Origin of the sequence: Marinomonas sp. TW1, from assembly GCF_001625355.1 — a bacterium.
GTDB lineage: Bacteria > Pseudomonadota > Gammaproteobacteria > Pseudomonadales > Marinomonadaceae > Marinomonas.
Genome location: NZ_JSEE01000010.1, coordinates 115,396 through 135,281 on the forward strand (window position 1 = coordinate 115,396; position 19,886 = coordinate 135,281).

Here is a 19,886-nt window from a genome sequence, read left to right on the forward strand (position 1 = left end):
GTGTCCTACACAGCCTATAAAGGGCTTACTCTATGATCCCCATCACTCCCATCTTCATCAAAAGCAAAGACATTTTAATTGAACTGTCCCAACTTCTTGATGAAGAGCGTTCTGCATACGGTGAACAAAATAGCGAAACCATCATTGCAATAGCAGACAAAAAACAAGTCTTGCTTGATGAGATGAATGAGCTCAATGAAAAACGCATCAAGGTGCTGATTAAATTTGATGTCGTTGACCGTAAAAACCCGACAGAAGAAGAATTTAAAAACTGGCTGAAAGTGCAAGACAGCTCTATGGACGAAGTACGTTTACTCATGAAAGAGTGCGAAACACTTCTTAAAAACTGCAAAACGAAAAACAATACTAACGCTCAAATCCTCAACACCTTGCAGAAGCGCAACAAACACCTATTTGAACTTTTACAAGGCCACAGTACCAAAAATAAAGTTTACACGTCTCGCGGCTCAACTCGTCCGATCAGCAGCAAACAGACCTTAGGTCGAGCTTAAAATCACATACAAATCAAAGTGATAAAGACTTATCGTTTGTAATCACAAGCCCTTAAGGTATAAAATACTCGCCAATGAGTCCTCATAGGTAAACAGGATATACCGGCCGCCTCCTAAGCAGCTATTCCAGGTTCGAGTCCTGGTGAGGACGCCATCAATTAACAAAAACCTTCTCTCAGCCCAAAAAAAAAGAGCTTCTCAGCCCTTTTTCATACTCTTTCTAAATCGCTAAACTAGTCGATTTCAACAATCTCAAAGCTGTGGACAATCTTTACGCCACCACGCTCTAACATTAATGATGCAGAGCAATACTCCTCAGCCGACAGCTTCACCGCTCTTGCCACAACACTCTCTTTTAACTTTCGTCCCGTGACCACAAAGTGCACACGAATCTCGGTAAATACAGCAGGGACTGTATCCGCACGATCTGCATCAATTTGTGCCACACAAGACACTACCTCTTGTCGGGATTTCTTCAAGATGCCCACCACATCATAAGAAGTACAGCCACCCAATCCTGCCAAAATCAATTCCATCGGACGAGGGCCAGCCACTTGATTACCGTCGATTTCAACGTTAAACCCAGATCCCGTCTCAGCCGTAAAATGGACGTCTTCTTGCCAACTCACACTTGTTTTCATATATAACCTTATTTCTTATCAATACGACTTATCGTCAGTTAACTCTGAAATAGCTCAGCCAACTTCTCACCAGGATCATCGGCACGCATAAACGCTTCGCCAACAAGAAAGGCATGAATTTCATGGTTACGCATTAAGGCCACGTCTTCTTGAGTATGGATACCACTTTCAGTAACAATCAACTTGTCTTTCGGCACACTGTTCATGAGCTCAAAAGTGTATTCCAAGCTAAGCTCAAACGTATGCAAATCTCGATTATTAATGCCCAGTAATTCTGTCTCTGTGTATTCTAATGCCAAGTCTAATTCGGCTCGGTTATGCACTTCTACCAACACGTCCATTCCCAAGTCTCTAGCCATAAGATCTAAGGCTCTGAGCTTTTCACCTGACAAGCATGCTGCAATCAATAAAATACAGTCAGCGCCAATGGATCTGGCTTCAATCACCTGATACTCATCAACCATAAAGTCTTTACGAATCACAGGTAACTGACACGCTGAACGCGCTTCCACCAAATAATCTTCATGCCCCTGAAAGAAATCTTTGTCCGTCAGCACAGAGAGACAGGCCGCACCCGCTCTTTCATACGACTTGGCAATCTCTCCCGGATAAAAAGGTTCACGCAAAACACCTTTGCTCGGTGACGCCTGCTTAATTTCGGCTATGACACCTGCTTTGCCCATAGCAATTTGATGTTTAAGCGCTTGCGCAAACCCACGTGGAGCATTGTGTACGTTGGCAACAGAGGCCGCCACTTCTAAATTTTTGTAAGGTGTATGAGCTTTTCGTTGCGTAATCTCTTCGAATTTACGCGCGACAATTTTTTTCAAAATGGTGGGTGTTTCCACTTGCATAACCAAGTCACTCCTATTTCTATGCGTTAGGTGCCATAAAGCAGCGCGTAAAGCTCGCTAATTCAGACATTTTCACTTTCGCTGTTCCGCCACCGATCACATCTTCAGCAATATTGACCCCTTCGGCCAAGGAGTCAGCTATACCAGCAACATAAATCGCGGCTCCAGCATTCAATGCCACGATGTCACGGGCTGGGTTCACTTTTCCTTTACCGTCTAACGCCAACTTAATCAAAGACAAGCTTTGATCGGCGTCGTATGCCTGTATACCCTCAGTAGACTGCAGAGGAATATTAAAATCCTCAGGTGAAATACGATATTCCTTAATATCACCGTCTTTTAGTTCAGCCACATAGGTCGGTGCTGCAATACTAATTTCATCCAAACCATCTTCGGAATGAACGACCATAACATGTTGGCTTCCCAATGCTTTTAACACTTCCGCTATAGGTCGGACCCACTTTTGATGAAAAACGCCCATTACCTGACGCTTTGCATTGGCCGGATTGGTTAAAGGGCCCAACAAATTAAAAATGGTTCTTGTTGCCATCTCTTTACGAGGCCCAACCGCATACTTCATGGCCGCATGATGATTTGGCGCAAACATGAACCCCAAACCGATTTCTTCTACGCAGCGACACACTTGCTCAGCGTCTATCCCCAGAAAAATACCCGCTCGCTCAAGGACATCCGCACTACCGGATTTAGAGGACACGGAACGACCGCCATGCTTAGCGACCTTGCCACCAGCCGCGGCGACAACAAAGGCCGAGGCGGTAGAAACATTAAATAAGTTGCCACCATCACCACCGGTACCACAGGTATCCACAATGTCATCAATCGGCAAACTGACTTTACTGGAGAGTTCACGCATGACGCGCGCAGCCGCAGTAATTTCTTCGACCGTTTCGCCTTTCATACGCAACGCAATCAAAAAACCACCGATCTGAGCTGGCGTCGCTTTGCCGGTCATAATATCTGTCATCACAGATTGCATGTCTTCTGCTGACAGGCTTTGATGCTCCACAACGGCTGCAATTGCTTTTTGGATATCCACCAGTCTCTCCTATCGTTTTAAAAAGTTAGCTAACAAGGCATGTCCAGCCTCGGTCAGAATAGACTCAGGGTGAAATTGCACCCCTTCAATATCATATATTTTATGACGTAGGCCCATGATTTCATCATGCTTTCCTTCATCATCTTGATTCCAAGCCGTCACCTCTAGGCAATCTGGCAAACTCTCTTGTGCAACCACAAGAGAGTGATAACGTGTCGCTGTTTGAGGGTTAGGCAAACTGGCAAAGACACCTTGATTAAGGTGATGAATTAAGGATGTTTTTCCATGCATGACATTTTTAGCACGAATCACCTTACCACCAAAGGCCTGAGCAATACTTTGATGACCTAAGCAAATACCCAAAATAGGCATTTTGCCAGCAAACGCCTTAATTGCCTCAATCGAAATACCTGCCTCATTGGGCGTGCAAGGGCCAGGGGAAATGACCAGATGAGTGGGTGACAAGCGCTCAATGTCGGCAATGGTGATCTGATTATTTCGATACACCATCACTTCCGCTCCTAACTCACTAAAGTATTGCACTAGGTTGTAGGTAAAAGAGTCGTAATTATCTATGACTAACAACATGGTTTAAATAAGGCCCAAAGCGAACGAAATGCCCAATCAAAAGGGACATTTAAAAGGCTAAATTCTACACTTAAGCGAACGAGCTGTCTCCTGCTGGGCGGACTCAAAAAACGCAAACGCACTACTTTTAGCCCATCCAGTATTGAGAATCGTCATAAATCCCTAAGCAATGAAATAATATCTTGCAAAAACAAAGCCTTGTTTGATAATCCCCAATGAATACCGCACACTAAGAAAAGTACGCATTCAAACCAGCATTTGTAAGGGCCACCAATGCAAAGCCAAGTTACTCAATTAATTGAACTTTTGATTCATGACGAGCACTCGCCCAACTCGATCAGCCAAATGATGTCTGAATTCAGTCCAGACGATATCGCTCTAGCCCTAGAATCCATTCCATTAGATCAAAGAAGACAGGCTTGGGAGAACATCAAACAAGCCAACCGCTTAGATATTTTGGTGGAGATGCGTGGCGAATCTCGTCAATTACTACTAAAAGAACTGGATGATAATGAAATTGAGAGCCTGTTTGCTGATGTTGATGCGGCAGACCTATTAGAGATTACCGACTCGCTGCCAGACCGACTGGTTGACCTTGCCCTTAAGCAAATGGACAACAAACAGCGTGAATATTACCAACAAAGTATTGTTTACGAAGATGACATTGTTGGCCGCTGGATAGATCATGAGCTATTAATCGCCTCTCAGTCTATTCGAGTCGCGGAAGCCATGCGGTTATTAAAAAAGACCACACCCAACTACACAGACATGATTTATCTGGTGAACCGAACCGGACGCTGGGTGGGTTGTGTCAAATTCGATAAATTATTTAAGGCGCATGAACATGAGCCCATCTCGAACCTGATGGATGAAGAATGTTCTGTTATTCAAGCAGACACAACCTTATCGAAAGCAGCAGAACAACTCGAAAAATCGACCTTGTCAGCGCTCCCCGTTGTCGACAACAACCTCATACTGCTGGGCCGTTTCCATGCAGGTCTAGCGTTAGAGACTCTTCGCCTTGAAAATGAAGCGCAACAAATGTCCACGGCGGGGTTAAATGAAGAGTCAGATCTATTTGCTCCGGTTAAACGCAGTGCGGCCACCCGTGGTATTTGGCTGGGCATTAATTTATTGACCGCCTTTCTCGCGTCAGCCTTCATTGGCTTATTTGAAGCCACCTTACAACAAGTGGTCGCATTGGCGGTATTAATGCCTGTTGTCGCTTCGATGGGCGGCATTGCTGGCAGCCAAACACTCACTTTGATTGTCCGAGGTTTGGCGCTTGGGCAAATCACTCGGAGCAACTTAAAGTCCCTACTAAGCAAGGAATTAAAGGTAGGCTGGCTAAATGGCATTGTATGGGCCATCATCATCGGCCTAGTGACCTATTGGTGGTTTAACAACTCCATGCTCGGAGCCGTGATTGGTCTGGCAATTATCATCAATATTTTGATGGCCGCCCTGTCTGGGGTTTTAATCCCCGTCTTACTCGACAAACTGCGTATTGATCCGGCCTTATCAGGCTCAGTCATACTCACCACAGTGACGGACATCGCAGGTTTTGTGGCTTTCTTAGGCTTGGGCACCTTACTGCTTCTTTAAACCATATTACATTCATCAATACAGAGAGTTTTTATGAACTGGGAAACAATGCAAACTCACTTCGGCTTAGGTGATACCGAAATGCACTGGGTCGTCAGAGTCTTTTTGGTGGTCTTAGGTACCCTCATCGTTAATTTTATTGCCAGTCGTTTATTAATTCGTTTAAACAAACAACTGGAACGCACCAAAACCCCTTGGGACAATGTGTTAGTGATTGCCGCTCAAAAACCCGTTGGGGTCTTTATCTGGCTAGTCGGATTAAGCGTCGCCGCGGAAATCTCAGGCACCAATATTGACCCAGGACTCACTTCTCTAATTGCCTCGGTTAGAGAAGTTGGTGTTATCGTCATATTGACCTGGTTTATTCTGCGCTGTATTTCTCAAAGTGAGAAAGCCGTTACCAGTTCTAGCAAGGTGAAAACCAAGGTCGATTACACCACAGCAGGCGCGATTAGTAAGCTACTGAGAGCCTCCGTCATCATCACTTCGGCTCTGGTAGTACTGCAAACATTAGGTTACAGCATTTCAGGTGTCTTGGCGTTTGGCGGTATCGGTGGCATCGCAGTCGGTTTTGCCGCTAAAGATTTATTGGCTAACTTTTTCGGCGGGCTCATGGTCTATCTGGATCGACCTTTTGCCATTGGCGATTGGATACGCTCACCCGACCAAGACATAGAGGGTACAGTTGAACACATAGGTTGGCGTCAAACTCGCATTCGCACCTTTGAAAAACGCCCTCTATACGTTCCCAACTCAACTTTTTCATTGATTTCAGTTGAAAACCCATCGCGCATGACACACAGGCGCATCAATGAAACCATCGGCGTGCGCTACTCTGATTTCAGTATTCTGCCTGACATACTCAAAGACATTAAAGAGATGGTGGCGAATCATGAAGATTTAGACACACAACAAGTTTATATGGTGAACTTCAACCAATTCGGTCCTTCTTCCCTCGACTTCTTTATTTACACCTACACCAAAACAGTCGACTGGCGAACCTATCACAATGTCAAACAAGATGTGCTTTTCCAAGCGATGAAGATTATTGAAGAACATGGCGCAGAAGTCGCCTTCCCAACGCAAACGTTGCACTTTGGTGACGATGGTCAAATCCATTTTAGCAATAATCAATCGACTTCAAACCCATCCGTTTCTAACCAATCAACGCCTAACGAACAAGGCTAGTTTGCAATGAAAAACGGCCAAGCTTGATGATGTCATCAAGCTTGGCCGTTTTAAGTCTTTTGGGTAAGCCATTGCTGTTAAACGAGCAGCTCCGCCAAATCATCAATAATGGCATCCGCTCCCAGTCCTTTAAGGTCCACCCCTTGATGGTAACCATAAGTTACCAGTGCCGATTTAAAACCCGCGTTCTGTGCAGCTTTAAAATCCGTAATGGAATCCCCTATCATCAAGCAACGTTCAGGTTGAGCCTCAATGGATTCGCTGCAATGTAACAGTGGCAGAGCAGAAGGCTTCTTCTCATCTAGCGTATCACCGCCAAGGAACCACGCAAATTCTTCCGTGATACCAAATTTATCCAGTATCGGTTTAATAAAAACACTGGGCTTATTGGTAATCAAAGCCACTGGCACACCGTTGTGCTTAAAAGCTTTTAGAATCGCAACCACATTGGGATACAGTTTGGAATGATCCGTCAGGTGTTGATGGTAATGAATTAAAAACAGGCGATACGCGTCTTCATGCTTATCTTGGCTTAGCCCAGCCCAATCCAATGCTTGTTCAATTAACTTGGCTGCGCCTAAGCCAACCCAAGCTCGGACTTGCTCTTCCCCTGCCAAAGGCACCTGATATTCAGATAAAAAGGCATCCACAGCAGCGGCAATATCCGGCACACTGTCGACCAATGTACCATCCAAATCCAAACACACTAGATCTGGCCACCCTTCAAACCATTTAGAAAAATACTTAGGTGTTTTCATTAACGAACACTCGCCAATTCAGCTCTCATCGCATCAATGACAGCCCGATAATCTGGCTTCCCAAAAATCGCCGACCCAGCCACAAAGGTATCCGCACCCGCCTCAGCAATCTCAGCGATATTTTTTTCACTGACACCGCCATCCACTTCGAGACGAATATTACGACCACTGGCTTCAATTAACGCACGTGCTTCGCGAAGTTTATCCAAGGTACCCGGAATAAAAGATTGACCACCAAAACCTGGGTTTACCGACATTAGCAGTACCATATCCACCTTGTCTAAAACATGCTTCAAATGATGCAAAGGCGTTGCAGGGTTAAAAACCAAACCGGCTTTACAACCGCCATCCTTAATCATCTGCAATGAACGATCAATGTGTTCACTGGCTTCTGGGTGAAAGGTTATATAGGAAGCGCCTGCTTCAATAAAATCTCCGATCATACGATCGACAGGCTTCACCATTAAGTGCACATCAATGTCTGCCGTCACGCCATGTTTGCGTAACGCTTTACAGACCATGGGCCCAATCGTTAAATTGGGAACGTAGTGATTATCCATGACGTCAAAGTGTATGATGTCGGCTCCCGCCTCTAGCACATGATCGACTTCTTCCCCTAGACGGGCAAAGTCAGCAGAAAGAATTGAAGGGGCAATGATAAAATCATTCATATCTGTCTCCAGCAGTGACACAATAAATGCAACTTGATAAAAAACACCAAACGTCGAAGACGATATTTTAACAAGGCCATCGAAAGAAGTATTGAAAACAATGCAGAAAATTCATCTCTTACTGAAGATTACACTGGTTGGCTGGCTACTTGGCTCTGCTGCCAACACACAAGCAGAAGAAGCATCGCCAGCGGACCCTGCGGCACAGAAATACGCCACACCACAGCCTCAAGTAAGTCGAATTAACGCGTTAAAAGCCTCATTAGAGGGCGTTCAACTTGAACATCAAATACAAGTATTGGAAGCCGAAGGTGGCCCATTTCTGTCGCTTTACCGAAAATCTCAGACCAGCTCAACTCAAGGCTGCGCCATTCTTTTACACTCAGACAATGAACACCCAGATTGGCCGGAAGCCATTGCCCCCCTACGCGATAAACTAACAGAATACAGCTGGTGTACGTTGTCGATAGAAGTGCCTGATGTCACTAAACGTGGCCAAGCCATTAAGATACCCAGCGCAGATTTACCATCAGAAGATGCTGAAGAGAATGCGGTTAGTCTAGCCAACCAAGCGATTGTGTTTGCCCGAATTGGGGCGGCCATAGCGTTGGCCAAAGCCGATGGGGTTAATGAGTTTGCCTTAATTGGCTATCGAACCGGCGCCAGTTATGCCTTAGCTTTTTCTGCGCAAAACAAGTTAGCCGTTCAAGCCCTAGCGCTCATTGATATCCAAACACCGGCGGACATGTCGAGTTATCAGATTGCACAATTGATCAGAGAGACGCCACAACCCATATTGGATTATTACTTAAGTCAGCCAAGTCGAAATCAACAATTTGCCCAGTGGCGACGACAAGCAGGCCTTCAGAGAGAAAAACCGCAAGGCCAATACATTCAAAAAGACGCCATTCCGGATCGTGTCACCGGGCAAGACAGTCAAGCGCTGTTGGTACAAAGAGTTCGTGGTTTTTTAAAGCAAAACACCAAACAAATTAGCCAGCGTCGGCCACTGCCTCAAGTGAATAAAGGACTTTTTTAATCCCTTTATTCACTGAGCAATACCATTACTTACGTGCGTTTTTAATTAACTCATAAGCCGACTGAATTTCTTGCGTACGTTCTTTTGCCAACTCAATCATTTCATCCGGTAAACCTTGAGAACTCAGTTTATCTGGGTGGTTTTTACTCATTAGACGACGATACGCTTTTTTAATGTCAGCATCTGACATGTCCGGCGTCACTCCCAACGCGTCATAGGCCGACTTCAATAAGTCTTTCGATCCCATACTGTTACTGGAAGATTGATAGCCCTGTCTAAAGTGTGCTTGTTGCTTCACTTGAATGTGTAGCGCCTCAAACTCTGCCACAGTAATGCCTAAGTTGGCACACACTTGAGAAACAAAAGACTTCTCTTCAATACTGAAATGGCCATCCGCATACGCAGACACCAACAAAACTTCTAATAAGGTTCGCGTTAAATCCCCAGGGCCTACGATGCTTTTAAAATGATTCAGTTCAGCAGCCAAATCAAAATTCGCGGATTTACCCTCGTTGAATAGGTGTTTAGCTTGCTCTTGCGCTTCCGGGGACAAACGCAATCGCTGCATAACCGATTGAGCCAGCTGAATTTCTGCTTCGGAAACCTGCCCATCCGACTTAGCCAAACGCCCCATTAATAAAAACAAAGTTCGGAAAAAGGTTTCTTGCTGAAGGCGTATATTGCCTCGCTTTGCTTGATTAAACGCACCGCCTTTTTGAGCCCTATCCAACAGGCTACCAACAACATACCCCAATATCGCGCCAAGGAAATTTGACATCAAAACATAGCCCAAAATGGCGCACACAATTTTCCACATAAAGATATTTCTCCAGAATCGGTAGCCCCTATGGGCCTGCATAGATTATCATTTGTCTTATTACGTGGAGCCTCAATTGGCAGCCTCCGATTTCGGACAACAATTATTGGTAAATAAGTATACCCTGCATGGTTAAGCATTTACGCAACTACGCCCTATTTTTTCAAGGTCTTTTCATATTGCCACTTGCTCACGGGCAAGTAGATCAATGGGATTGGGCTCCTCGAGAATCCCTGACGACTGAGCAACAAGCTCAGTTAGGTCGCTATTGCCAAGGCCAATACATTAATCAATGGCAAGCCAGTCAGAGTCATAATACGCAACTTCAAGCCGATCTAATCACTCGAGATCAAACCGGTGTTATTCATCTGCAAGGCAATGCTAACATCGTTCAACCCGACTCTCAGCTCTCTGCAGACACGATTCAAGGCATTCCAAACGACTATTACCAAGCTTCGGGCGACGTTACCCTAAGAACCGATAACGAGCTCATTCGAAGCACAAACAGCTACATATCGAATAATGGCAGCGCCGCCACAGAATTTGAAAACGCCCTATTTTTGAGTCATAGCAGCAAAGCACGGGGTAAAGCCAAATCGTTAACACAAGAAAAAAATGGTGTGGTGTTTATTGAGGAAGGTTTCTTTACCACTTGTGAACCGAACCAAGAAAGCTGGAGCTTATATGGCAGCAGCATTGAGCTTAACCCTGCGTCTGGCTTCGGCACGGCCAAACACGTTCAGGTTCGAATCGCTGGCATTCCAATTTTCTACTCACCATGGTTACGCTTTCCGATCGATGACAGACGCCAAAGTGGTTTTCTATTCCCCAGTTTTGGCTATTCAGGCAATGATGGTTTAAGCCTATCCGCGCCTTTTTACTGGAACATGGCGGCCAACTATGATGCCACCTTTACCCCACAATACATTCAAGAAAAAGGTGAAGGGATCGACGTTGAATTTCGTCATCTGAGTTCATTCGGCGAAACGACCTACGAACAGTCCTATTTCTCGGATCAAGATGAAGGGGATCAGATATTACTCAAGCTAACCTCTAATCAGCGCTTTAACCAATATCTGCAATCCGGTTTCACCTATGAAGCCAACCCCACAGAAAACGAATTTCCCGAAGCAAACAGCACTTCTATAGGGGAAAAAGACCATTATCAGCAGAGTGCTTATGTGTCTTTAAACAGTGGTAACTTCTTCAACAAGTTGACCTATTTAACCTATCAAACACCGGATAGCTCGGACGACGAACCTTTTGAGTGGCAGCCTCGTCTAGAAAGCTCCTATTCGATGGCAAACACCTACTTAAGATATAACTTAGAAGTACAATATACGGATTTTTATGATCCAGCCGAAGACGACTTTGATGGCCAGCGCTTAGTCGTCAATCAAGATACCTCTCTCGATTTTAGTAACGACTGGTTGACTCTAACCCCAGGTATATTAACCCAATATCGAGACTATCAATTGCATGACTACAGTAGCGACACAGATTCCGAAGCGTCGCTCGGCCACATTACAGGTTACCTGGACACAGGGTTAGCGTTTGAACGCCGTTTCACTAATGAAAATGGCACGTGGCGTCAAACCTTGTCACCTAGACTAAACTACTTACACGCACCCTACGAAAACCAAACAAACATTCCTGACTTTGATGCCAGCGAGTCCACTTTGACTTACTCTAGCGCCTTTAGTCACGAGCGATTTAATGGCAATGACCGAGTTGGCGACACAGAACAAGTCAGTTTTGGGTTAGAAAGTCGTCTATATGATGAAAATAATAATGAAAAGTGGTCTTTAAAAGCAGGACAGGTCTTCTACTTAGACGATCGATATGTTGATATTAGTGGCACCACCAGTGACAGCAGCCTAGTGGATAATAGTGAACACAGTGACCTGTTAACCTCTGCCAGCTATTATGGTTCTGATTTTAGTCTGACCGCCAACCTGAATTACGACCCAGATGAAGATGACATTAATCTTGCCCAACTTGTGGCAAGTCTGACACCAGCGGATCGGGTCAAAGTGAACCTGAGTTATTTGTACTCAATTAATAATTCAGACTCGGATGATGACGCAAAACAAGCCAGTTTTGGTACGGTATTCCCAATCAACCAAAATTGGTCAGCGTTCGCTCAATACAGTTACGATTTCATGGACGATGAAGCGACCAAACAGGTATCAGGTGTTGGCTATGAAAACTGCTGCATTAAGGTCTCTCTGAGCTATCAAGACTGGATTGATGATGACAATGACGCCGACCGAGGCATCTTTTTACAATTTATTTTACGTAGTTTAAGCACCGCTGGACGTAGCAACAGTAACGCCACAAGCATTGCAGACACCTACTGGAACCAAGGAAAAACCGGATATTAATCATGAAGTTATTCTCTTTTTTCGTCCTAATGCTAACATTTTCTAGTTTACAAACGGTGCAGGCCGACACCAGCAAAATCGATGGCATCGCCGCCATCATTGACTCCACCCCAATCCTTGAAAGCGACATTCAAAACCGTTTTCAAATTGTCAAAGACAGAGTGCCTGGCGGCATAATGTCAGACAACATTCATCGCCAAATACTCAATCAATTAGTCGATGAAACCCTACAAGCTAACTATGCCGAAAAAATTGGTATGAGAGCATCCAGCTCCGATGTAGATAACGCCATTTTAGGCGTCGCAAAGAATATGAACCTTGATCTACAAGGTTTAAAGACGGTATTAGCGAGCAAAGGGATCAACTACAGTCGCTACCGTAAACAAATTGAACATGAAATCCTAATCAACAACATTAAACGTGAAATCATTAAGCGTCGTATCGTCATTTCGGAACAAGAAATTGATGATTACATGAGCTCAGAAACCAGCATCACCAAAGACAAGGACCAAGTTCATCTACGTCATATTTTGATTAGAGCCAGTAATCCAGAAGAAGCGAAAGCGGAAATCAACACGATCACTCAGCAAATTCAAAATGAAAACGATTTTATCCAACAAGCCGTGGCAAAATCAGCGGGCCAGTTTGCCATAGAAGGTGGTGACCTTGGATGGCGCCCGATGAACCAATTACCTCCCTTGTTTGTCAGAGCGCTTGATACAGAACAAGGCCCTCTTGTTGGCCCACTACAAAGTAATGCGGGTTACCATTTACTTTGGGTCATCGACAAACGTTCTGCTTCTGTGACACTGCAACAACAAACCAAAACTCGTCATATACTAGTAAGACCCAATGAAATTCGTGATATGGCGCAAACTCAAGCCTTTGCAGACGAGCTCTATAACAAGCTTCAAAATGGCGCCGACTTCGCAGAATTAGCCAAAGAATACAGTGAAGACCAAGGCTCAACACTGCAAGGTGGTGATCTTGGCTGGGTCACTCCTGGCACTATGGTACCGGCCTTTGAAGACATGATGAATGAAACAACGGTTGGCCAGGTTAGCAAACCTTTCCGTACTCAATTCGGCTGGCACATTTTGCAGGTGGAAGGTCGTCGTGAAGCCGACATCAGTGATCAAGTCAAACGCAGTAACGCCAAACAAGCCCTAACGAAGCAAAAGCAAGACATTGTATTAGGCAATTGGTTAGACGAATTGCGTGCTGACGCTTTTATTGACATCAAGGATAAGTAACACCTCATGAAGCAAGTATCACCTGACACACTTCCAATCATCGCGATCACTTCAGGTGAACCGGCCGGTATCGGACCAGACATTATTCTAAGCGCACTAAATGAGTCGTCTTTTGCGGCTCGTTTAGTGGTTCTGGGTGATGTCGATTTACTGCGTTCAAGAGCAAACACCCTCAACCTCAAACTTGACATCGAAACGCTTGCCGCCCACGCCAAGCCACCAGCCCATCAAGCAGGAAAAATAAGTTTAATTCACATCCCTACGGCGGCAATAGCACAACCTGGACAACTCAATATCGCCAACGCGCCCTATGTGCTGGACACCTTAAAACAAGCTGGGGAAGGTTGTTTATCTGGGCAATTTGACGCCATTGTCACCCCGCCTGTGCATAAAGGCATTCTCTGTCGAACAGGCACGCACTTTTCCGGACATACTGAATTTTTTCAAGCCCAATGCCATTCACCTCACGTGGTGATGATGTTGGCAAGTGAGGCAATGAAAGTCGCTCTGGTGACAACTCATCTCCCCTTAAAAGACGTGTCTGAGGCGATCACTGAAGAAGCGCTCCGCAAGGTAACACTGGCACTGCATCGAGATTTACAGACAAAATTCGGGATCGAGCACCCGCGTATCTTAGTATGTGGATTAAATCCTCATGCTGGCGAAGACGGCCATCTCGGCAAAGAAGAAATCGACACGATTATCCCAGCACTCGACAAACTTCGTGCCGAGGGTCTGGATCTCATCGGCCCGCTTCCTGCTGACACCCTGTTTACACCAAAGTATTTAGAGAATGCAGACTGTGCCCTCGCCATGTATCACGATCAGGGCTTACCTGTGTTAAAATATTCTGGATTTGGTAATGCTGTGAATATTACGTTGGGCTTACCCATCATTCGTACGTCCGTAGATCACGGCACAGCAATGGATTTAGCCGGCACAGGTAATGCCAACCATGGCAGCCTAAACGTCGCCATTCAACACGCCATCAATATGGCCAATAACGCGAAAAAGTTTTCTCAATGAGCAAAGTACAACCCCATAAAGCCAGAAAAAGATTTGGCCAGAATTTCCTTCATGATCATGGCGTGATTCGTCGTATCGTTGCCTGTATTGCTCCTAAGAAAGGCCAACGCATCGTTGAAATTGGCCCAGGTAAAGGGGCCTTAACAGAAGGCATTATCAGTGTCACAGAGCGTATGGATGTTGTCGAACTTGACCGCGATTTGATCCCGATTCTAAAAGTCAATTTGTTCCGTTATCCTGAACTTACCGTGCACGAAGCGGACGCAATGAAATTTGATTTCAGCTCGCTGGTGCAAGATAACGAAACGATCCGTGTTGTCGGCAACTTGCCTTACAACATTTCCACCCCCTTAATTTTTCATCTACTCAGCCAAGCCAGCAGCATTACCGACATGCACTTTATGCTGCAAAAGGAAGTAGTGGATCGGTTAGCTTCTCGCCCTGGCGATAACTTATATGGTCGACTCAGTGTCATGGCGCAGTATTATTGTGCTGTAGACTCCCTTTTCGTGGTTGGCCCAGAATCGTTTGACCCAGCGCCTAAAGTCGATTCCGCTATTGTGCGTATGACACCTTATAAAACGCTGCCTTACGCAACGACCGACGTGAAGAAATTAGAAGATGTGGTGCGCATTGGCTTCCAACAGCGCCGTAAAACATTGCGCAACAACTACAAGGGTGTATTAGATCAAGATGACTTTGCGCACCTAGGCATTGATCCAAGCCTACGCCCTGAACGCTTAGACGTGAAAGAGTTTGTCGCCATCGCCAACTACCTTCTTGAGAAGGAAAGTTAAATGGAAGAATACGATATCGTGGTGGATGTTAGAACCGAATATCTAGCCAGACAATCCACACCGGATGAGTCCCGTTATGTCTTCGCTTATCACATCACGATCACCAATTGCGGAATTCATGCGGCCAAACTGCAAACTCGTCATTGGGTTATTACCAATGGCGATGAGCAGGTACAAGAAGTCAAAGGCAGTGGTGTCATAGGAGAATACCCTTATTTACAACCTGGGGAGTCTTACCAATACACCAGTGGCACCGTTATTGAGACGGTCGTCGGTGTTATGCATGGCAGCTATCAATTCATCGCTGACGATGGCACCGAATTTACCGCCCCAATACGCCCATTTACCCTATCTGTCCCAAACAAAGTTCATTGAGAAGATTATGGCAACCTATGTTATCGGCGATTTACAAGGCTGTTTAGAACCACTGGAAAGATTACTAAAACATATCCAGTATCAGCCAGAGCACGATCAACTTTGGTTTGCAGGCGACCTGATCAATCGTGGGCCAGAATCCTTAGACACGCTGCGCTTCATTAAATCACTTGGGGAGAAAACCAAGGTCGTATTAGGCAACCACGACCTGCACTTACTTGCCGTATCTTATGGTCATGGCACACTCAAAAAAGGCGACACCTTAACCGACATACTAATGGCCAGTGACCGTGACGATTTAATGAACTGGTTGAGGCATCAACCTCTTTGCCATTATGACGCAGAACTCAATGTTGTTATGACACACGCAGGCATTCCACCTTGCTGGACATTAGAGCAAACACTCGAACTTGCAAATGAAGTAGAAGACAAGCTGCAATCAGACACGGTTGATGAATATTTTTCAGCCATGTATGGTAATAGTCCGAATAAGTGGCAAGATGATTTAGTGGGTTTAGACCGACTTAGAGTCATCACAAACTACTTAACTCGCATGAGATTTTGCAACCAAAACAGCAAATTAGACTTAAAATCAAAAGAAGGCATTAACACGGCAACCAAAGGGTTCGCCCCTTGGTTTAGTTACCCAAGTCAAGTTCCCGAAGACTGTCACATCGTCTTTGGACATTGGGCTGCCCTAGAAGGCAAAACCCAACTTAAGCATATACATGCACTTGATACAGGATGTGTTTGGGGAGGCAGCTTAACTGCCTTACGACTGGAAGACAAAGAACGTTTTAGTATGCCTTGTACAATCAATCGGAAAACTCCATGACTTATACTTGTATCGATATCGCAGACGCCCTTCCCATTTTGGAAGATAACGCTGCCATCGTAGATATCCGTGACCCTGCTAGCTATCAGACAAGTCACATGACAAACGCCATCAGCTTAAACAATGACAATGTACAAGAATTTATAGACAGCACCGACCAAGAACGTCCAATCATCGTCTGCTGTTATCACGGTAATAGTAGCAAGGGCGCCGCAGAATACCTCGCCTCCCAAGGCTTTAAACAAGTTTATTCCCTAAATGGCGGCTTCAGTCAATGGAGTGCTATGTTTCCTGAGCAGTGTGAGGCAGGCCAAGCATAAATGTCATATCAAGTGTATCTGGTTGGCGGTGCCGTCCGCGACCGCCTACTCAAGCTCCCTGTTATTGATCAAGACTGGGTGGTGACAGGCGCTACGCCAGAACAGCTTGAACAGCAAGGCTTTCAACAAGTCGGCAAACAGTTTCCGGTTTTTCTTCATCCAAAAACCAAAGAAGAGTACGCCCTTGCGCGCCGGGAAAAAAAACAAGGCCAAGGTTACACAGGTTTTATCTGTGACTTCTCGCCTAATATCACCCTAGAAGAGGACCTTGAAAGGCGAGACTTAACCATTAATGCCATTGCACAAGACGAAAAAGGCCAACTTATCGACCCCTTTGATGGTCAACAAGATCTTCAAAAACGTCTGTTACGGCACGTCTCCAATGCATTCATCGAAGACCCATTGCGAGTCTTACGAGTGGCACGATTCGCCGCTCGTTTTCAATCCTTTGGGTTTCACGTCGCGGATGAAACCATGTCATTGATGCAACAGATTAGCGAGTCTGGCGAACTCAATAGTCTGAGTCCTGAAAGAATATGGCGAGAATTAGAAAAAGCCTTAGCGACGACACACCCACAAACCTTCTTCAAAGTGCTGGCAAAAGCCAACGCCATGCCCATACTATTTTCAACTCTAAAATGGTCTGAGCAAGACAACTCAGAAGAAGCACTAAGATCCCTGACACAAACCCAACGTTGGGCAATCATTTGTCGACACACGCCGCTGCAAGACTTAAAAACACTGCATCAAGAGCTTCGCTGCCCAAATCAATACAAGCTCTTGGCTGAGCAAGTTAGGGAGTTTCTAGAAAAGAAGACGCTCTGCATGTCGGCAGAACATTGGGAAGCTTGGCTCATGTCAGTCAATGCGATTAAAAAGCCGCAACCGTTTGAAAAATTAATTCAGGTATTAAGCCTAGTTACCCAAAGTAACCTAAAAGATTGGCTCACCCTAAGAAACACAATTGCCAAAGTGAATGCAGCCAGTCTTATCAAGCAAGGCTTTACTGGTGCTGAACTAGGAAAAGCACTAAAACAAGAACGTATTCGCAGTCTAGCCACCTTAAACTCCCCTCTATTGATCCAAGGAGATTCCGCTTCACCTTGATGCAATAGAGGATCAAACAAACTAATCCACAAACCGGCGATACAGCTTCACGCCTACCGCATCAGCCGCCGCGACCGCGGTTGGCTTGCGAAGTACTAAACGCACCGCTTGCAATTGAAACGTGGCCGCCAAATCCGTTAACAAACGCTCAGCCAAGGTTTCAATTAATTCAAATTGATGCTCTAAGCAATAGGCTAAAATGTAATTTGAAATGGCCTCATAATCCAACGTTTTGCTAAGATCATCGGTGGCCGCAGGCAAGCGATTATCGTGCTCCATTTCCAAATCCAATAGCAGGTCTTGCTGAATGACTTTTTCCCAATCATAAACACCAATTACCGCTTTTGCTTTCAACCCTTCAATGAATACCAAATCAGACATTTGCCGACTCCTTAAGTGGTGGCAACTCAGCCAACGGCCAGCGGGCCCGAATGGACAAATTCAATTCTGAAGATTGCCCGTCCAGCAAGCGTTGCGCCCCTGCATAGGCAATCATGGCACCATTATCCGTGCAAAACTCTGGACGTGCATAAAACACACTGGCTTTGATCTTTTTAAGCTGGCTTTCTAATTGCTCGCGCAACCTTTGATTAGCACTAACGCCACCAGCAATGATCAAACTCTTTAAGCCTTCACTTTCTAACGCTCGACGACATTTTATTACCAGGGTATCAACGACGGCAGTTTCAAACGCCAAAGCAGCATCCGCTTTAAATTGTTCATCGCATCGATCATCGTCAAGGGCTTGGTGCACAGCGGTTAAAAAAGCCGTCTTCAAGCCACTAAAACTAAAATCCAGACCGGGTCTATCTGTCATAGGACGTGGAAACCTTAAACCGGACGCGGCATTGCCTTGCTTCGCTAATGCCGCAATTTGCGGACCACCAGGATAAGGTAAACCAATCATTTTAGCGGCTTTATCAAACGCTTCTCCCGCGGCGTCATCCAGTGATTGACCGAGTAATTTATATTTTCCAATACCATCCACTCTGACCAACTGGGTATGACCACCTGAAACCAATAATGCAATAAAAGGCATTTCAGGTTGCGACGCTTCCAGCATAGGCGCCAATAAATGCCCTTCCATATGATGTACTCCCAATGCGGGAATATCTAAGGCATACGCCAAAGAACGGCCGATTGTCGCCCCCGCCATCAAAGCCCCTACTAGTCCTGGCCCACTGGTAAAAGCCACGGCGTCCAACTCTTTCTTAGTCATACCCGCCGCCACTAACACTTCATCAATTAAAGGCAAGGTTTTGCGTACATGGTCCCGCGATGCCAACTCAGGCACGACACCACCGTATTCAGCATGCTGCGCAATTTGCGAATAAATCTTATGCGCCAGCAAGCCATTTTCAGTGTCATAAATGGCAATGCCGGTTTCGTCACAAGAGGTTTCAAGCCCCAATACTTTCATCAAACCAATCTCATCTGTAATTTGCCAACATTGTACCCTAGAACGACAGAGCATGGCAGATGCCACTGGACATAGACGGATAAAGTCATTATAATGCGCGCGTTTTCAATGTTTAAATTAAAAGGCAGGTGATTTTTCTCGTTTGGCACTTATTTCGATAAGTGAACATTTCCAAACACCCTATGACATAAAACAGACATCAACAGACAGCCATCTTGTCTGTCCAGGGTTAGAAAAATCGGCCAAATTGTTTGGCCCAACTCTGTCTAACAAATACGCGCTTTGAATACTCTCTAATTAGGAGTATTATGCACGCCGTTTTTGTGAATAACTTAAACTTAAAACAGATTATTAAAGGTAAAAACATGCCAGCAGTTAAAGTAAAAGATAACGAACCATTTGACATCGCTCTACGTCGCTTCAAGCGCTCTTGTGAAAAAGCAGGCGTTTTGGCTGAAGTTCGTCGTCGTGAATGCTACGAAAAACCAACCACTCTTCGCAAACGTGCCGCTGCTGCTGCAGTGAAACGTCACGCTAAGAAAGTTTCTCGTGAGCAGAAAAAATTCCAACGTTTGTACTAGGCCGATCTGCCATTTGGCAAATCCACTAGATCACAAACACCTAGACCTTTCTTGTGTT

At 45.3% G+C, this 19,886-nt stretch carries 22 protein-coding genes and 1 tRNA gene; 14 read left to right on the forward strand and 9 right to left on the reverse strand.

Translation table 11 applies throughout. The features are described from left to right. Positions 1-32 precede the first annotated feature (32 nt). Entirely contained in the window at positions 33-512 is a 480-nt protein-coding gene (locus OA79_RS10765) for a flagella synthesis protein FlgN (protein WP_063333246.1), read from the forward strand. 78 nt (positions 513-590) lie between these two features. After that, positions 591-666, forward strand: a tRNA-Arg gene (locus tag OA79_RS10770). A gap of 79 nt (positions 667-745) precedes the next feature. Here OA79_RS10770 and OA79_RS10775 read toward each other — a convergent pair. From OA79_RS10775 to OA79_RS10790, 4 genes are read right to left on the reverse strand one after another with little or no spacing between them, the layout of a single operon-like run. Further along, a complete protein-coding gene (locus tag OA79_RS10775; RefSeq protein ID WP_063333247.1) occupies positions 746-1,153 on the reverse strand; it encodes an OsmC family protein in 408 nt (135 codons plus the stop codon). Between the two features lie 38 nt (positions 1,154-1,191). Continuing rightward, positions 1,192-2,007, reverse strand: a complete 816-nt coding sequence (gene trpC, locus OA79_RS10780) for an indole-3-glycerol phosphate synthase TrpC (RefSeq protein WP_063333248.1) — start codon at positions 2,005-2,007, stop codon at positions 1,192-1,194. Between the two features lie 19 nt (positions 2,008-2,026). Next, positions 2,027-3,064 carry an anthranilate phosphoribosyltransferase gene (gene trpD, locus OA79_RS10785; protein ID WP_063333249.1) on the reverse strand — a complete coding sequence of 346 codons (1,038 nt, stop codon included), beginning with the start codon at positions 3,062-3,064 and terminating at the stop codon, positions 2,027-2,029. Positions 3,065-3,073: 9 nt separating this feature from the next. Next, complete coding sequence (locus tag OA79_RS10790) at positions 3,074-3,652, reverse strand: anthranilate synthase component II (RefSeq protein ID WP_063333250.1); 579 nt, start codon at positions 3,650-3,652, stop codon at positions 3,074-3,076. A gap of 273 nt (positions 3,653-3,925) precedes the next feature. Between OA79_RS10790 and OA79_RS10795 the strand changes: the two genes are divergently transcribed. Together OA79_RS10795 and OA79_RS10800 are read left to right on the forward strand one after the other, a co-directional pair. Continuing rightward, entirely contained in the window at positions 3,926-5,257 is a 1,332-nt protein-coding gene (locus tag OA79_RS10795) for a magnesium transporter (protein WP_063333251.1), read from the forward strand. Between the two features lie 33 nt (positions 5,258-5,290). Then, positions 5,291-6,445, forward strand: a complete 1,155-nt coding sequence (locus OA79_RS10800; RefSeq protein ID WP_063333252.1) for a mechanosensitive ion channel family protein — start codon at positions 5,291-5,293, stop codon at positions 6,443-6,445. Between the two features lie 77 nt (positions 6,446-6,522). Here the strand turns inward: OA79_RS10800 and OA79_RS10805 are convergent, their stop codons facing one another. After that, a complete protein-coding gene (locus OA79_RS10805) occupies positions 6,523-7,203 on the reverse strand; it encodes a phosphoglycolate phosphatase (RefSeq protein WP_063333253.1) in 681 nt (226 codons plus the stop codon). After that, positions 7,203-7,874, reverse strand: a complete 672-nt coding sequence (gene rpe / locus OA79_RS10810; RefSeq protein ID WP_063333254.1) for a ribulose-phosphate 3-epimerase — start codon at positions 7,872-7,874, stop codon at positions 7,203-7,205. Before rpe ends, OA79_RS10805 begins: the two co-directional genes overlap by 1 nt. Positions 7,875-7,974: 100 nt before the next feature. Here rpe and OA79_RS10815 point away from each other — a divergent pair, with 100 nt between their 5' ends. Continuing rightward, positions 7,975-8,913 carry a DUF3530 family protein gene (locus tag OA79_RS10815; RefSeq protein ID WP_063333255.1) on the forward strand — a complete coding sequence of 313 codons (939 nt, stop codon included), beginning with the start codon at positions 7,975-7,977 and terminating at the stop codon, positions 8,911-8,913. Positions 8,914-8,938: 25 nt separating this feature from the next. Here the strand turns inward: OA79_RS10815 and djlA are convergent, their stop codons facing one another. Next, on the reverse strand, positions 8,939-9,730 hold the full coding sequence (gene djlA / locus OA79_RS10820; protein WP_063333256.1) for a co-chaperone DjlA: 792 nt from the start codon (positions 9,728-9,730) through the stop codon (positions 8,939-8,941). Positions 9,731-9,909: 179 nt separating this feature from the next. Here djlA and OA79_RS10825 point away from each other — a divergent pair, with 179 nt between their 5' ends. Genes OA79_RS10825 through OA79_RS10860 form a run of 8 tightly spaced genes read left to right on the forward strand, consistent with a single transcriptional unit; the run spans position 9,910 to position 17,827 of the window. Then, positions 9,910-12,114: an LPS-assembly protein LptD gene (locus OA79_RS10825; RefSeq protein ID WP_231908856.1), complete on the forward strand. Its 2,205-nt coding sequence runs from the start codon at positions 9,910-9,912 to the stop codon at positions 12,112-12,114. A 2-nt stretch (positions 12,115-12,116) separates the two neighbouring features. Then, positions 12,117-13,367 (forward strand): peptidylprolyl isomerase, encoded by a 1,251-nt coding sequence (locus OA79_RS10830; RefSeq protein WP_063333258.1) that lies wholly within the window; start codon positions 12,117-12,119, stop codon positions 13,365-13,367. 6 nt (positions 13,368-13,373) lie between these two features. Then, positions 13,374-14,393, forward strand: coding sequence for a 4-hydroxythreonine-4-phosphate dehydrogenase PdxA (pdxA, locus tag OA79_RS10835; protein WP_063333259.1), 1,020 nt, complete (start codon positions 13,374-13,376; stop codon positions 14,391-14,393). Further along, a complete protein-coding gene (gene rsmA / locus OA79_RS10840) occupies positions 14,390-15,190 on the forward strand; it encodes a 16S rRNA (adenine(1518)-N(6)/adenine(1519)-N(6))-dimethyltransferase RsmA (protein WP_063333260.1) in 801 nt (266 codons plus the stop codon). Before pdxA ends, rsmA begins: the two co-directional genes overlap by 4 nt. Then, positions 15,191-15,565 (forward strand): Co2+/Mg2+ efflux protein ApaG, encoded by a 375-nt coding sequence (gene apaG, locus OA79_RS10845; RefSeq protein WP_063333261.1) that lies wholly within the window; start codon positions 15,191-15,193, stop codon positions 15,563-15,565. A 7-nt stretch (positions 15,566-15,572) separates the two neighbouring features. Further along, entirely contained in the window at positions 15,573-16,400 is an 828-nt protein-coding gene (locus OA79_RS10850; protein WP_063333262.1) for a symmetrical bis(5'-nucleosyl)-tetraphosphatase, read from the forward strand. Further along, positions 16,397-16,720 (forward strand): thiosulfate sulfurtransferase GlpE, encoded by a 324-nt coding sequence (gene glpE / locus OA79_RS10855; protein WP_063333263.1) that lies wholly within the window; start codon positions 16,397-16,399, stop codon positions 16,718-16,720. Before OA79_RS10850 ends, glpE begins: the two co-directional genes overlap by 4 nt. Beyond that, positions 16,721-17,827: a tRNA nucleotidyltransferase gene (locus OA79_RS10860; RefSeq protein WP_063333264.1), complete on the forward strand. Its 1,107-nt coding sequence runs from the start codon at positions 16,721-16,723 to the stop codon at positions 17,825-17,827. A 21-nt stretch (positions 17,828-17,848) separates the two neighbouring features. Here OA79_RS10860 and folB read toward each other — a convergent pair whose 3' ends face one another. Beyond that, complete coding sequence (folB, locus tag OA79_RS10865; protein ID WP_063333265.1) at positions 17,849-18,208, reverse strand: dihydroneopterin aldolase; 360 nt, start codon at positions 18,206-18,208, stop codon at positions 17,849-17,851. Then, positions 18,201-19,247 (reverse strand): tRNA (adenosine(37)-N6)-threonylcarbamoyltransferase complex transferase subunit TsaD, encoded by a 1,047-nt coding sequence (tsaD, locus tag OA79_RS10870; protein WP_063333266.1) that lies wholly within the window; start codon positions 19,245-19,247, stop codon positions 18,201-18,203. The genes folB and tsaD overlap by 8 nt, the downstream gene beginning before the upstream one ends. Before the next feature lie 365 nt (positions 19,248-19,612). On the opposite strand from tsaD, the gene rpsU reads away from it, so the two are divergent. Beyond that, on the forward strand, positions 19,613-19,828 hold the full coding sequence (gene rpsU, locus OA79_RS10875) for a 30S ribosomal protein S21 (protein WP_009835737.1): 216 nt from the start codon (positions 19,613-19,615) through the stop codon (positions 19,826-19,828). Positions 19,829-19,886 lie beyond the last annotated feature (58 nt).